Raw genomic sequence first — 13,607 nt, 5'->3', positions numbered from 1 at the left:
TTCAAACCACCGTGCCGGATTTTACACCAGCATCCGTCTTGTTGCTCTCTTCCCCGTCGGGAGCCTCCGGCCGCAGCCGGAAGACGATCAAGACAGGAGCGGCGATATAGATCGAAGAGAAGGTGCCGAGAGCGACGCCGAAGAGCATCGCAAAGGTGAAGGAACGGATGACTTCACCGCCGAAGAGAAAGAGCGCCAGCAAGGCGATCAGCGTCGTCGCCGCGGTCAGAACGGTGCGCGACAGCGTCTGATTGATCGAAGCATCGATCAGGATCGGCAGCGGCATCTTCTTGTATCGCTTCAGATTCTCGCGCATTCGGTCGTAGACCACGACCGTATCGTTCAGGGAATAACCGACGATGGTCAGCACGGCGGCGACGCTCGTCAGGTTGAACTCGATGCCGGTGAGGACGAAGAGACCGAGCATGATGATGACGTCGTGCAGCGTTGCGACGATGGCGCCGACCGCGAATTGCCATTCGAAGCGGATCCAGATGTAGATCAGGATCGCCGCAAGTGCTGCAAGCACGCCGAGCGTCGCCATCATCGTCAATTCGCCCGAGATGGCGGGGCCGACGACCTCGACGCGGCGAAAATCATAATCTTCCTGGAGTTCGCCGCGCACCAGCGTCGCCGCCGACTGCTCGGCATTTTCGCCGCCGCCCTGGGAAGCGATGCGGATCCGCGCGTTCGCCGGCCCGCCCGTGCGCTCGACACTGATCTCACCGAGATTGAGATCATTGAGGCGCGCGTTGAGATCGGCGATGTCGGCATTGCCCTGCTTCGCCGTCACCTCGACGAGCGAGCCGCCGGTGAAATCAATGCCGAGATGCAGGCCGACGGTAGCAAAGGCGGCCATGGCGATCAGCGAGATGACCGCCGACGCCGTAAAGACATAACGGCGGATCCCCATGAAACGGATATTGGCGTGTTCGAAAAGATGCGTCAGCACGCTCTTCGGCAGATGCCGGGGATGGCGCCTTCTCAACCAGATGGCAACGATCGAGCGCGTCAGCGTGAAGGCCGTGAAAACGGTCGTCAGGATGCCGACCGCCAGCGTCACCGCGAAACCGCGGATGGATTCGCTGCCGAGGAAGAAGAGGATGATGGCCGCGATCAAGATCGTCACATTGGCGTCGACGATCGTGGCGAATGCGCGCGAGAAACCGCGGCCGACCGCCTCCGCAAAGGAATGGGTGGTTTTTTCCTCTTCGCGGATTCGCTCATAGATCAGAACGTTCGAGTCGACCGCCATGCCGACGATCAGCACGATGCCGGCAATCCCCGGCAGGGTGAGGGTCGCGCCGGCAAGGCTGAGCACTGCGACGATGAGGATCAGGTTGAGGAAGAGCGATGCGACGGCGATGAGGCCGAGGATGCGATAGAGCGCGATCATCAGCGCCGCGACCAATACGACGGCGACGAGGCCGGCAACAAGACCGTTGAAGATGGAATCGGCGCCGAATCTCGGGCTGACGCTGCGTTCCTCAACGCTGGTCAGCGTCGCCGGCAAGGCGCCGGCGCGCAGCATGATCGCAAGGTCGCGGACGCCATCCTCGGAAAAGTTTGCCGAAATCCGGCCCTCGCCGCCGGTGATCGCCGCATCGATGACCGGTGATGACATCACCTGGTCGTCGAAGACGATGGCAAGGTGCTTGCCGATATTCTGCCCCGTCGCCTGCGCCAGCCGCTGCGTGCCTTCCGCATCGAGACGATAGGCAATCGAGGTATCCTGCGTCTGTTGATCGACGACAGGCTCGATATCGACCATGTTGCTGCCGGTGATGAAAGCCGTGCGGTCGACGAGATAAGGCACCGGCGGATCGTCAAGCGAATAGAGCACCTGCGATGTCGCCGGCCAGCGGCCGTTCAGCGCCTCCTGCCCCGACATGCTTTCGTCGATCAGATGAAAGGAAAGCTTGGCCGGCTGGTTGAGGATGTTCTTCAGCCGCTCCGCATCGACCGATCCCAGCACCTGCACGACGATGCGGTCGGCGCCATCGGGGCGAACGAGGAAATTATCATTGCCCAATCCGGCGATGCGGCGGCCAACGATATCGAGCGAGCGGTTCCGGGCGGAAGCGACGTCAGCAGTAATGCCGGCGTCGGAAATCTGCAGCGAGAGCTGCCCCTGGTCACCCTGCTGCAGGGCGACCTCAGGTCCCGAATGTCCACCAGCCGTCGTCAAAGGCTTCAGGAGATCGACCGCCGCCTGTGTCTGGGCCGCATCGGTGATGCGGACGGTGACGGTCTGGTCATTGCCGGTCAGCCCGGTATAGCGGATGCCGGCGCCGCGCAGCGCGTTGCGTACATTGGCGACCACCTCTTCCAGGCGGTCCCTGACGATATCGGAGCGCTCGACCTTCAGAACGATATGCGAGCCGCCCTGCAGGTCGAGACCAAGCACTACGCGGTCGTGCCGCAACCAGTCCGGCAGGGAGGATCGCTGCGCCTCTGTCAGCAGATTGGGCGCAGCGATGACGATGGCCGCAAACGCGGCCAGCCAAATCAGAAGTGTTTTCCAGCGGGAAAAATGCAACATTCTCTCGACGATCTTCCGATCCGGCAGTCCTGCCGTTATCGCTTGTTACGCTGCGTCGGCCTTGACCGGTTCACCCTTGACGCGAATTTCGGAGATGCCGCTGCGGACGATGCGCACGCGCACGCCGTCGGCGATCTCGACTTCGACTTCCTTTTCGTCGATCACCTTGGTGACCTTGCCGACGAGGCCGCCACCGGTGACGACCTGGTCGCCGCGACGGATCGCCTTCAGGGTTTCCTCACGCTTTTTCGCCTGTGCGCGCTGCGGACGGATCAGCAGGAAGTACCAGACGACCATCAGCGGCACGAACAGGATGATCATTTCGAAACCGGAGCCGCCGAATCCCGTTGCGGTATCGGTCGCGCTCTGGGCGAATGCCGGGGTGATGAACATGCTAAACTCCTCAGGCTTGGGCGGCGGAACTCCGCCTCTCTTTTCAGGTTGCCGGACTATAGTTACGGCTTCGATGAATGCAACAGAAACAGCCGGAAACAGTACCGATTCCGCTGCCTCATAACCTTTTCGCCGTCAAAACGCCATGCTAAAGCGCGTCGCATCGAACTTGATCGATGCGACACGCCTTAGCTCTTTTGTTTTCAAGCATGTCGTTATCCCGGAACCGCTCCACACTTCCGGGCGACATGCATTAGCGGCATCGAAAGATCAAAGCGGATTGCCGCAGTGAGACATCAGGAGGCCACCGATGACCGAGGAAATCAACACAGCCCTGCTTGCCGAGCTGAAGCGGCTCGCAGACGCCGTCGAGCGTCTTGCCGGACCGGCACCCGCCCTCAACGACTGGGATGCTGCCGACTGTTTCGTCTGGGCGCCATTGCGCCAGCATCTGCAGCCGGTCAGGAGGCCGAACCGGGTGGCGTTGACGCTCATCCGCGGCGTCGATCACGTGCGCGACATCCTGCACGAGAATACGGTGCGTTTCGCCGAGGGTTATGCCGCCAACAATGTGCTGCTCTGGGGCGCGCGCGGCATGGGCAAATCCTCTCTGGTCAAGGCCGTGCACGAGGATGTCAGGCGCGAAAGCAGCGCCTCGCTGAAACTGGTCGAAGTCCATCGTGAGGATATCGCCAGCCTTCCCAATCTGCTCGACCTCCTGAAGGACACGCCGTACCGCGTGATCGTCTTCTGCGACGATCTCTCCTTCGATCACGACGATACCGCCTACAAGTCGCTAAAGGCGGCACTCGACGGCGGCATCGAAGGGCGGCCGGACAATGTGCTCTTCTACGCCACCTCCAACCGGCGCCATCTCCTGCCGCGCCACATGATGGAAAACGAGCAGTCGACGGCGATCAATCCGTCGGAAGCGGTCGAGGAGAAGGTTTCGCTTTCCGACCGCTTCGGCCTCTGGCTCGGCTTCCACAAATGCAGCCAGGAGGATTATCTCGGCATGATCGACGGCTATGCCGATCACTTCAAGCTCGGGCTCGAACGCGACAAGATGCATGCCGAAGCGCTGGAATGGGCAACGACGCGCGGCGCACGCTCCGGCCGCGTCGCCTGGCAGTATATTCAAGACCTGGCCGGACGAATGCGGGTTCACATCGACCGGGACTAAACATCTAAAGCACGTCGCATCGAACTTGATACATGCAACGCATTTTCGGTCTTTGCTCTGTGCACGTCGTCCTCCCAAAAGCGCTGCACATTTTTGGGCGGCATCCATTAAATGACAAAAGCCCGGCTGGCGGCCGGGCTTTTGCGTTTCCTGGTACGCTGTACCTATTCCAGGAAAGTCATCGGGTTGACCGGGGACGCATCCTTGCGCACCTCGAAATGGACCTGTGGCTGCTTGACGTCGCCGCTCATGCCGGAGACGGCGACAGTCTGGCCGCGCTGGATCTTCTGGCCGCGGGCGACGCTCAGCGTATCGGCGTTGCCGTAGACGGTGACGGTACCGTCGTCGTGACGGACGAGAACTGTGTTGCCGAGTTCCTTCAGGCCGTTGCCGGCATAGATGACGACGCCGTTTTCGGCAGCCTTGATCGGCGTGCCCTGCGGTACCGAAATGTCGATGCCGTCATTGCGGTTGCCGTTGACGTTGGCGCCGTACGAAGCAATGACCTGGCCGCGCACCGGCCAGCGATATTTGCCGATACCGGTCGATTCCGGCGCGGCGGAGCTGACGTCCGACTTTTTCTCGACATCGTCGACGGTCTGAGTGGCGGCCGGCGCCTTATAGGGTGCGGGCTGAACGGAAGCCGTCTGCTGGGCAGCCGCCGGCTGAGTCGGCTTCGGATCGACCTTCTCAGCCGGGATCGAGGCGGTCTTGATATTGTCGGAGGTGCCGTTCGGGATTTTCAGAGCCTGACCGATGCGGAGCGAGCTGGCCGAAAGATTGTTGGCGGCCTTGAGGTCGTCGACATTGCTACCAGTCGCCTTGGCAATCTTTGCCAGGGAATCGCCTTGCTTGACGACATAGGTGCCGGCAGGCGCCTTCGGATCCTTGCCGGCGCCGGCGGGAAGTTTGCCGGTGACATCGCCACTCGCCAGCGTCTTGTCGCGGGCGGAATTGGCGCCCGGAACGACGGCGACGTTCTGCTCAGGCGCCTTCGGCGCCGGCATCTTGCCGGGCTTGGAAAGGTCAGCCGCCTGCGATGCCGCCTTGGCGGCATTGCCGCCGTTGAAGGTCGGGATCAGGATCGCCTGGCCGGGCTGAGCAGCAGATGCCGTCTTCAGAGCATTGACGCGCAGAATTTCCTTTTCCGGTACGCCGAAACGCCTTGAGAGCGTGGCAATGCTTTCACCCGGACGCAGCGTCACCGAAGGAGCGTTGGTCGCGGACCAGCCGGAAACCTTCGGCGTCGTGCCTGTTGTCAGCGTATCGGGCGTCACCTTGGGTGCCGCCGGCGCTACCAATCTGGGCTTTTCGGCCTGCGGCGCAGATGGGAAAGGCTGGGCGAGCGCGACGTCCTTATCTCGCTGCCGGGACGGAGCAACGGCCGTCGGCGCGGCCAACTCTGAACGCTGCACTGAGACCGGCGCGGAAGCGAGACGTGCGCTCGAGCTCGACGTGCGGGTCGGATCGTAACCCTGGCGTGAGGGATAAGGCTGGTTCACCGCATCATTGCCGCCGCCGTAGCCCGACTGGCTGGCAACGGCCGAACTGCTAAGATCGGCGCGCGGCACCGGATCGCCCTGAGAACCGTTCATATTCCTGCGCGGAATGGAACTTGTGGTGATCTGATCCTGCCCGGAGGAGGAAAACAAGCCGCCAAACCGTGTCACATCGGAACTGCAGCCCGTTGCGGCACTTGCCAGCAGGCTAACAACCAGAAGATTACCGGCCGACTTCCCGAACTTTGGCGAAAGACTGAAACGCATGACTCGACCCACTGAGAACGCAACCATTTGTGAGTCTATTAAAACGCGTTAGTATTACCACGCAGTTAAGATGCTGGAATCAGTGCGATTTTTTTGAGAAGTTGATAACCATAGCTTACGGGTGAAAAATCGCAGTGTGCTGAGCGTGATGCCGAAAAGTCTTAGCGGCTCTCGGACGAGATCATGCGCGCTCTTTTCTGATGGTCAAATCGCAGGCCATTCCGGCCTGAAATCATCCGCGTCTACAGCAGCGAGGCAAGACGCGGAACGATCGGCAAATAGGGCGCTTCGAACAGTTCCTCGCGTTCGAAACGGCTGCCGGTTTTCGTCAGCCGCACCATGCGACACTCGTTCTCGGAAATCATCAGCGGCGCGATCATCGAGCCGCCGGAAACGAGCTGGTCGGTATAAAAGCGCGGCATCGCGTTGAAGGCGGCCGTCACCAGGATGCGGTCGAAGGTGCCCTCACCCTGCATGCCGGCACTGCCGTCGGCCTGGCGGATGACGACACTGCGCAGACCAAGCGATTCCATGCGCCGCTGTGCGGCTGATGTCAGCGTCTTGTAGCGGTCGATGGACAGAACACGCTCGGCCAGGCGGCCTATCACGGCGGCGGTAAAGCCGCTTCCAGTGCCGATCTCCAGGACGCGCTGGCCGGGCTTGAGCTTCAGGTGATGCAGGATGCGGACGGCAAAATCGATGCCTTCGAGGAAGGAACCGCATTCGATCGGGATCGTCCGGCTCGAATAGGCGTCGTCGGCGAATTGCGGCGGCACGAACAACGAACGCTGCGTCTGCTCGACCGCCGTCAGCAGATCAAGGTCCGAGATGCCTTCGGCACGCAATCTGAGGACGAGCGCCGCAAAGCCCTCCTTCTCCGCCAGTCTTGCCGTCAAACTTGTGCTCCGTATCCCAAGGCCCGCGCCACGCGGTCCGTCACGGAATAATCGGTCAGATCCAGTTTCAAAGGCGTTACCGAAATCTTGTTATGCTTCAGGGCGTGAATATCGGTGCCTTCGACGAAGGCGCCGGCGCGTTCACCGAACTTCAGCCAGTAGTAGGGAAAGCCCCGGCCGTCGGAGCGGGCATCGACCTGCAGATTGAAGGCGAGTTTGCCCTGCATGGTCACCTCGGCGCCGTCGACTTCGTCGGGACGGCAGTTCGGAAAATTGAGATTGAGGAACGTGCCCTCCGGCAGGTCCAGGACCATCAGCTTTTCCAGAAGAGCCGGCGCATGCGTCTCGCAGACCTCCCAGGGGACGATGCGTGCACCGTCCTCATAGAGATAGGCCTGGCTCAGTGCGAAGGAGCGCACGCCCTGCATCGTGCCCTCGATGGCGCCGGCGATCGTGCCGGAATAGGTCACGTCGTCGGCGACGTTCGAGCCTGAATTGACGCCTGACAGGACGAGATCCGGCTTGATGTCCATCACCTGCCTGATGCCCATGATGACGCAATCGGTCGGCGTGCCGCGCAGGGCGAAATGCTTGTCGGAAATCTTGCGCAGCCGCAAAGGTTCGGAGAGGCTCAGCGAATGGGCCAAGCCGCTCTGGTCGGTCTCGGGCGCCACGATCCAGACATCGTCGGACAGCGTGCGCGCGATCCGCTCCAGCGCGGCAAGACCTTCGGCGTGAATGCCGTCGTCATTCGTAAGCAGGATGCGCATCGCCTCAAGCCGCCCGTTCGATTTTGGTCAATCCGCCCATATAAGGCAGCAAAACGTCCGGAATCGTGACCGAACCGTCCTCGTTCAGATAATTTTCAAGGACGGCGATCAGGCAGCGGCCGACGGCCGTGCCGGAACCGTTCAGCGTGTGGACGAACCTGTTGCTCTTGTCGTCCTTGCCGCGGTAGCGCGCATTCATCCGCCGGCCCTGAAAATCGCCGCAGACCGAGCAGGAAGAGATTTCACGGAAGGCATTCTGTCCCGGCAGCCAGACTTCGAGATCGTAAGTCTTGCGCGAGCCGAAGCCCATGTCGCCGGTGCAAAGCGTCATGGTGCGGAAATGCAGGCCGAGACGCTTCAGCACTTCCTCGGCGCAGGCGGTCATGCGCTCATGCTCGGCAACGGCGCTCTCGGCATCGGTGATCGAGACGAGCTCGCATTTCCAGAACTGATGCTGGCGCAGCATGCCGCGCGTATCGCGGCCGGCGGATCCCGCTTCAGAACGGAAGGACGGCGTCAGCGCGGTGAAGCGGAGCGGCAGCTTTTCCTGATCGAGGATTTCCTCACGCACCAGATTGGTCAGCGTCACTTCGGCCGTCGGAATCAACCAGCGTCCATCAGTCGTCCTGAAGAGATCCTCAGCGAATTTCGGCAGCTGGGCGGTGCCATAAACGGCCTCGTCGCGCACCATCAGCGGCGAGCTGACTTCGGTATAGCCGTGCTCGCTGGTGTGGAGATCGATCATGAACTGGCCGAGCGCGCGCTCGAGCCTGGCGAGCGGACCGGTCAGAACCGTGAAGCGCGAGCCGGAGAGCTTGGCGGCGCGCTCGAAATCCATATAGCCGAGCGCTTCGCCGATTTCGAAGTGCTCCTTCGGTGCGTGGTTCCAGCGCGGCTTTTCGCCGACCGTGCGGGTGACGACATTGTCATGTTCGTCCTTGCCGACCGGGACGTCGTCGAAAGGAATGTTCGGGATGCGCGAGAGCGCGTCGTTGAGTTCGGCCGTCAGTTGCCGGTCCTCTTCCTCAATCGCCGGCAGCAGGGTCTTGAGTTCAGACACCTCCGCCTTCAGCTTCTCGGCCAGTTCGCTATTCTTCTCGGCCATCGCCGCGCCAATCTCCTTGGAGGCGAGGTTGCGGCGGGACAGCAGGTCCTGCGCCTTCTGCACGGCTGAGCGGCGCTTTTCATCGAGAGCGACAAGGCTTTGGGCAAGAGGCTCCGCGCCGCGCTTGGCTAGGGCGGCATCGAGCGCTTCGGGATTCTCACGGATCCATTTGATATCGAGCATCGTCGTTCCAGGTCGTTGCAACAGAGGTGGCCCGGCCAAAGCCTAATCTGGCCTCGACCGGATGTTACAGCGCCGCCCGGTCTTTTCAGACGCGCAAAGGACACCGCAACACTTTGAATTGCTGCCTAATTCCTTAAACCGATTCCGATTTAAGGATTACGCAGTCGACGGCGTTCATGAAGGGATTTCCGGGATCGCCGCTCAGACGCTGTCCGTCTTGGCAACGTCTGCGGATCCGGTTTCCTTTTCGACCGCCTGCCGGGCACGCTGGCGCTCCACGAGTCGCGCCGCATAGATGGAAATCTCGTAGAGAAGGATCGTCGGTATCGCAAGGCCGATCTGGGACATCGGATCCGGCGGCGTCAGCACGGCGGCGACGACGAAGGCGAGGACGATGGCAAACTTGCGCTTTTCGGCGAGCCACTGCGACGTCAGAAGACCGACACGGGCGAGCAGCGTGGTGATGACAGGCAGCTGGAAGACGAGGCCGAAGGAGAAGACCAGCGTCATGATCAGGCTCAGATATTCCGAGACCTTCGGCATCAGCGAGATCGCTACCTCGTCATGACCCGGCGCCTGCTGCATCGACAGGAAGAACCACATGACCATCGGCGTGAAGAAAAAGTAGACGAGCGCGCCGCCCATCAGGAACAGAACCGGCGAGGCGATCAGGAATGGCAGGAAAGCCTGACGCTCGTTCTTGTAGAGGCCGGGCGCCACGAACTTGTAGACCTGGGCGGCGATGATCGGGAAAGCGACCACAAGGCCGCCGAACATCGCCACCTTGACCTGGGTGAAGAAGAATTCCTGCGGCGCGGTGTAGATGAGCTGCGCTTTCTCGACGTCGAGATTAGCCCACTGGACCGCTGTCTTGTATGGGATGACCAGATAATTGAAGAGATTCTTGGCAAAAAAGAAGCATGCGATGAAGGCGACGAAAAACGCGCCGATCGACCACATCAGCCGCGTGCGCAGCTCCATCAGGTGCTCGATCAACGGCTGCGGCTTGTCTTCGATATCACCGCTCATGCCTCGTCCTTCTTTGTCTGCGCAGGCTTCTTCGGCGTTTCAGGCTTCCTGACCGCCGTCGTGCGTTTCGGCTTTTCCACAGGCACGGCAACGGCGGCCGCAGCATCGACCCGGTCGGCAGGCTTGACGCGCGGCTTGCGCACAGCCTTCGGCCTGGCCGCAACCGTATCGGCTTGCACAATCGCTGCGGCGGCGGGTTCCGACGGCACAGGTGTCGCTACCAATGGCGGCGTTTCCGGCAAGCTCATCGACGGCGTCGGGGCTGCGACAGCATCGGGCGGCACCTCGGTCTTGTTTTCCGTGACCGTGGTCGCCTTCTGCAGGTCGGCCTTGATCTCGTTGCCCATCTGGCGGAGCGGGTTCATCGCCTCGCGCAGACTGTTGACCGGGTTGAGCTTCTGGGCGTCGCTGATCGTCTGACGGACATCGTCAAGCTCGGCTTCGCGCAACGCCTCATCGAACTGCGCACGGAAATCACCCGCAACCTTGCGGGCGCGCTGCGTCATCTTGCCGAAAGCGCGCAGCATCGGCGGCAAATCCTTGGGACCGACGACCACGATCAGTACGACCGCGATGACCAAAAGCTCGGTCCAGCCAATATCGAACATGCAAGGCTCCTGGACGGGAAGCGCGGGGGCTGCGCTTTTTCCCGGACTTGGTTACTTCGTTTCGTCGGCCTTGTGATCGACGGTCTTTGCCGTGTCCGGCGCGTCTTCGTCCGTCATGCCTTTCTTGAAGCTCTTGATGCCCTTGGCAACGTCGCCCATCAGTTCCGGAATCTTGCCGCGACCGAACAACAACAGCACGATGACCAGAACGATCAGCCAGTGCCACATGCTAAAAGAACCCATTACGCTAACTCCCTGTTTCTATGTTCCCACGATGTAAGGATTTCCAACACCGTTTCCAACATCAAGCCCTTTGGATTGAGCTTAATGTCACGGTATCGCCCTTTGTGACAAGCCGTTGGCCCATCGAAAAGTGCTGGCTCCATTGTTTTCGCCATGCATGGCAAAAGCAAGACGCAAGCCCCTCAATCTTCAGAGGTGCCGCGCGGCGCCAGCAACCCCAGTTCCTCGAGGTCCATCTGTGTGATCGGGTCTTCGTCCTCGGTCAGTTCGTCGTTCATCAACGGCGAGGGAATGTTGAAATTCGCCGGAATGCGGCCCGACAGCAAGCCCGCTCCCTTCAACTCTTCGAGACCAGGCAGGTCACGCAGCTCTTCGAGGCCGAAATGGTCGAGGAAATCGCGTGTCGTGCCCAATGTCACCGGCCGCCCCGGTGTGCGCCGGCGGCCACGGAAGCGCACCCAGCCGGCTTCCATCAGCACGTCGAGTGTGCCGCGCGAGGTCTGGACGCCGCGGATATCCTCGATTTCGGCACGCGTCACCGGCTGGTGATAGGCGATGATCGCCAGTACTTCCAGTGCGGCGCGCGAAAGCTTCTTCACCTCATTGTCATCACGGCGGATGACGAAGGACAGGTCGGCGGCGGTGCGGAAGGCCCAGGCGCCTTCGACCTGCACGAGATTGACGCCGCGCGGCGCATATTGTTCCTTCAGGCGCAGCATGATCGCATGCACGTCGGTCTTCTCAGGCAGGCGCTCGGCGAGGAAGCCTTCGGAGACCGGCTGCGAGGAGGCGAAGACCAGCGCCTCGGCGATGCGCTCGGCCTCGATCTCGGCCTGCAGGTCGCGGCTCCTGTCTTCGAAATTGCCTTCGAAATCCTCTTCGCCCTTCAGATCGATCAAGCCGGCCGCTCCTGTTCGACCACCTGCAGCGTGGCATGTTTCGGACCGCGGCGCATGTATATCGGCTGAAAGGCGCCGTCCTGGCGGATTTCGAGCTTGCCCTCGCGCACCAACTCCAGCGAGGCGGCAAAGGCGCTGGCGATTGCCGTGATGCGCTCTTCGGGCGCTGCGAGATATCGTAGCAGATAATGCTCCATCGCCGTCCAGTCGGCGACCTCGCCGATCATCTGGGTCAGCAGCTCGCGGGCATCCGTCAGCGACCAGACGGTACGCCGCTCGATCGTCACCTGGGTGACGGCATGGCGCTGGCGCAGCGCCGCATAGGCGGTCAGGAGATCATAAAGGCTCGCCGCATAAGCTGATTGCTGGCGATCGGGAATATGCTCGGGCGCGCCGCGCACGAAGATATCGCGGCCGAGGCGATTGCGGTTGACGAGGCCGTCTGCCGCCTGGCGCATGGCTTCGAGGCGTTTCAGGCGGAAGGCGAGCGTTGCCGCCAGCTCCTCGCCGGAAGGGCCGTCATCCTTGACCTGCTGGGGAATGAGCAGCTTCGACTTGAGATAGGCAAGCCAGGCTGCCATGACGAGGTAATCGGCGGCAAGCTCGATGCGGATACGCCGGGCGCTTTCGATGAACAGTAGATATTGCTCGGCGAGCGCCAGCACCGAAATGCGCGACAGATCGACCTTCTGGTTGCGGGCGAGATAGAGCAACAGGTCGAGCGGGCCTTCGAAGCCGGCGACGTCGATCACCAGCGCCGGCTCGTGGCTGGCGCGCTCGGCACCGTTATCCTGCCACAGCTTGTCCATGGGCGTTGCCGCCTGCGGACGTTCCGTGCCCTTGACCGTGTTCACCTAACTGCTCCCTTACGATCAGACCGTCGCAAACATCGCCTCGAATTCCGCCCTCAATTCCGCTTCATCGGCGGTATCCGGCGCCGCGAAGCCCGCTTCCACCGCTTTTGTGCGGGCAAGCGATATGCCGGCGAGCGGCGGAACATTTGCCACAACCTCCCGCATCTCGTCCATATTGCCATTGCAATGCAGCACGATATCGCATCCGCCTGCAATGATATTCGCCGCACGTTCACCGATCGTACCGGAAAGAGCGTTCATCGAGCTGTCGTCGGAGAGTAGAAGACCGTTAAAGCCGATGTGCTCGCGGATGATGCCGTCGATCACCTTGCGCGAGGTCGTCGCCGGATTGTCCGGGTCGATGGCGGCGAAAACGACGTGACAGGTCATGGCCATCAACTCGTCCTTCATCGCGGCAAAGGGCGGGAAGTCATGGAGCTCCAGCTCATCGCGCGAGACGGTGACGACGGGCAGTTCCAGATGTGAATCGGCAAAGCCGCGACCGTGGCCGGGCATATGCTTCATCACAGGCAACAGGCCGCCGGCCTTCAGCCCCTCGGCAGCCGCCTGGCCCATGGCGATGACGGTCTGCGGATCGCCGCCATAGGCGCGGTCGCCGATGACGTTACTGCTGCCCTCGACCGGCACATCGAGCACCGGCAGGCAATCGACATCGATGCCGAGGCTCGAAAGATCGAAGGCGTGCAGCCGCGACATCAGCCAGGCGGTGCGCAGGCCGAGTGCGCGATCGCGGCGATAGAGATCGCCGAGCGCCTGACCGGAAGGATAACGCGCCAGAACGGGTGGGCGGATGCGCTGGACGCGGCCGCCCTCCTGGTCGATCAGCACCGGCGCATGCCAGCCGACGCTATCGCGCAGTTCGGCGACGAGGTCGGCGATCTGCCGTGCTTCGGAGATATTGCGCCCGAAGAGGATGAAGCCCCAGGGGCGCTCGCCCCGGTAAAAGGCTTTCTCTTCGGATGTGAGGGCAAGGCCGCTACAGCCAAGGATCATCGCTTTTGATTCGGTCATGTAAGAATCATAGACGGCGCCCGGCCAAATGCGAGCAAGGTCGGGCGCGATGCACAAAAAAGAGCGGCGGACCGATCCGGCCCGCCGCTCTTATATTGAAAATC

At 61.6% G+C, this 13,607-nt stretch carries 13 protein-coding genes; 1 reads left to right on the top strand and 12 read right to left on the bottom strand.

Annotated features, from left to right (window positions below; all coding sequences use genetic code 11):
* Nucleotide 1: 1 nt before the first annotated feature.
* Both secDF and yajC read right to left on the bottom strand, forming a co-directional pair.
* Nucleotides 2–2,542, bottom strand: coding sequence for a protein translocase subunit SecDF (secDF, locus tag OLZ32_RS13190; protein WP_264395676.1), 2,541 nt, complete (start codon nucleotides 2,540–2,542; stop codon nucleotides 2–4).
* Nucleotides 2,543–2,587: 45 nt separating this feature from the next.
* The gene (yajC, locus tag OLZ32_RS13185; protein WP_003539006.1) at nucleotides 2,588–2,935 is read right to left on the bottom strand and encodes a preprotein translocase subunit YajC; all 348 of its coding nucleotides are present in this window, start codon (nucleotides 2,933–2,935) and stop codon (nucleotides 2,588–2,590) included.
* A gap of 310 nt (nucleotides 2,936–3,245) precedes the next feature.
* On the opposite strand from yajC, the gene OLZ32_RS13180 reads away from it, so the two are divergent.
* Nucleotides 3,246–4,118, top strand: coding sequence for an ATP-binding protein (locus OLZ32_RS13180; protein WP_264421255.1), 873 nt, complete (start codon nucleotides 3,246–3,248; stop codon nucleotides 4,116–4,118).
* A 164-nt stretch (nucleotides 4,119–4,282) separates the two neighbouring features.
* On the opposite strand, the gene OLZ32_RS13175 is transcribed toward OLZ32_RS13180, so the two are convergent.
* The 10 genes from OLZ32_RS13175 to nagZ all read right to left on the bottom strand — a co-directional run bounded on the left by OLZ32_RS13175 (nucleotide 4,283) and on the right by nagZ (nucleotide 13,503).
* The gene (locus tag OLZ32_RS13175) at nucleotides 4,283–5,884 is read right to left on the bottom strand and encodes a M23 family metallopeptidase (protein ID WP_026160216.1); all 1,602 of its coding nucleotides are present in this window, start codon (nucleotides 5,882–5,884) and stop codon (nucleotides 4,283–4,285) included.
* A 242-nt stretch (nucleotides 5,885–6,126) separates the two neighbouring features.
* A complete protein-coding gene (locus OLZ32_RS13170; protein WP_003539001.1) occupies nucleotides 6,127–6,780 on the bottom strand; it encodes a protein-L-isoaspartate(D-aspartate) O-methyltransferase in 654 nt (217 codons plus the stop codon).
* Nucleotides 6,777–7,550, bottom strand: coding sequence for a 5'/3'-nucleotidase SurE (surE, locus tag OLZ32_RS13165; protein ID WP_017991200.1), 774 nt, complete (start codon nucleotides 7,548–7,550; stop codon nucleotides 6,777–6,779). The genes OLZ32_RS13170 and surE overlap by 4 nt, the downstream gene beginning before the upstream one ends.
* A gap of 4 nt (nucleotides 7,551–7,554) precedes the next feature.
* Nucleotides 7,555–8,838: a serine--tRNA ligase gene (gene serS, locus OLZ32_RS13160; protein ID WP_017991199.1), complete on the bottom strand. Its 1,284-nt coding sequence runs from the start codon at nucleotides 8,836–8,838 to the stop codon at nucleotides 7,555–7,557.
* Between the two features lie 201 nt (nucleotides 8,839–9,039).
* On the bottom strand, nucleotides 9,040–9,867 hold the full coding sequence (tatC, locus tag OLZ32_RS13155; protein ID WP_003538993.1) for a twin-arginine translocase subunit TatC: 828 nt from the start codon (nucleotides 9,865–9,867) through the stop codon (nucleotides 9,040–9,042).
* Nucleotides 9,864–10,475: a Sec-independent protein translocase protein TatB gene (tatB, locus tag OLZ32_RS13150; RefSeq protein WP_003538992.1), complete on the bottom strand. Its 612-nt coding sequence runs from the start codon at nucleotides 10,473–10,475 to the stop codon at nucleotides 9,864–9,866. Before tatB ends, tatC begins: the two co-directional genes overlap by 4 nt.
* A gap of 51 nt (nucleotides 10,476–10,526) precedes the next feature.
* The gene (locus OLZ32_RS13145; protein WP_003538990.1) at nucleotides 10,527–10,718 is read right to left on the bottom strand and encodes a twin-arginine translocase TatA/TatE family subunit; all 192 of its coding nucleotides are present in this window, start codon (nucleotides 10,716–10,718) and stop codon (nucleotides 10,527–10,529) included.
* Between the two features lie 182 nt (nucleotides 10,719–10,900).
* Nucleotides 10,901–11,617 (bottom strand): SMC-Scp complex subunit ScpB, encoded by a 717-nt coding sequence (gene scpB / locus OLZ32_RS13140; RefSeq protein WP_003538964.1) that lies wholly within the window; start codon nucleotides 11,615–11,617, stop codon nucleotides 10,901–10,903.
* Nucleotides 11,614–12,471: a segregation and condensation protein A gene (locus tag OLZ32_RS13135; protein WP_017991197.1), complete on the bottom strand. Its 858-nt coding sequence runs from the start codon at nucleotides 12,469–12,471 to the stop codon at nucleotides 11,614–11,616. Before OLZ32_RS13135 ends, scpB begins: the two co-directional genes overlap by 4 nt.
* A gap of 18 nt (nucleotides 12,472–12,489) precedes the next feature.
* Nucleotides 12,490–13,503 (bottom strand): beta-N-acetylhexosaminidase, encoded by a 1,014-nt coding sequence (gene nagZ, locus OLZ32_RS13130; protein WP_264421249.1) that lies wholly within the window; start codon nucleotides 13,501–13,503, stop codon nucleotides 12,490–12,492.
* Nucleotides 13,504–13,607 lie beyond the last annotated feature (104 nt).

Origin of the sequence: Rhizobium acaciae (genome assembly GCF_025941625.1) — a bacterium.
In the GTDB taxonomy this organism is placed as follows: domain Bacteria; phylum Pseudomonadota; class Alphaproteobacteria; order Rhizobiales; family Rhizobiaceae; genus Rhizobium; species Rhizobium acaciae.
This window is presented reverse-complemented; position numbering and strand designations above follow the sequence as displayed.

What these genes read in the sequence shown, in the direction of transcription:
- OLZ32_RS13180 (WP_264421255.1), top strand. Translation starts at nt 3,246, where the DNA reads ATGACCGAGGAAATCAACACAGCCCTGCTTGCCGAGCTGAAGCGGCTC.
- tatB (WP_003538992.1), bottom strand. Translation starts at nt 10,475, where the DNA reads ATGTTCGATATTGGCTGGACCGAGCTTTTGGTCATCGCGGTCGTACTG.
- serS (WP_017991199.1), bottom strand. Translation starts at nt 8,838, where the DNA reads ATGCTCGATATCAAATGGATCCGTGAGAATCCCGAAGCGCTCGATGCC.
- tatC (WP_003538993.1), bottom strand. Translation starts at nt 9,867, where the DNA reads ATGAGCGGTGATATCGAAGACAAGCCGCAGCCGTTGATCGAGCACCTG.
- OLZ32_RS13175 (WP_026160216.1), bottom strand. Translation starts at nt 5,884, where the DNA reads ATGCGTTTCAGTCTTTCGCCAAAGTTCGGGAAGTCGGCCGGTAATCTT.
- OLZ32_RS13145 (WP_003538990.1), bottom strand. Translation starts at nt 10,718, where the DNA reads ATGGGTTCTTTTAGCATGTGGCACTGGCTGATCGTTCTGGTCATCGTG.
- surE (WP_017991200.1), bottom strand. Translation starts at nt 7,550, where the DNA reads ATGCGCATCCTGCTTACGAATGACGACGGCATTCACGCCGAAGGTCTT.
- nagZ (WP_264421249.1), bottom strand. Translation starts at nt 13,503, where the DNA reads ATGACCGAATCAAAAGCGATGATCCTTGGCTGTAGCGGCCTTGCCCTC.
- secDF (WP_264395676.1), bottom strand. Translation starts at nt 2,542, where the DNA reads ATGTTGCATTTTTCCCGCTGGAAAACACTTCTGATTTGGCTGGCCGCG.
- yajC (WP_003539006.1), bottom strand. Translation starts at nt 2,935, where the DNA reads ATGTTCATCACCCCGGCATTCGCCCAGAGCGCGACCGATACCGCAACG.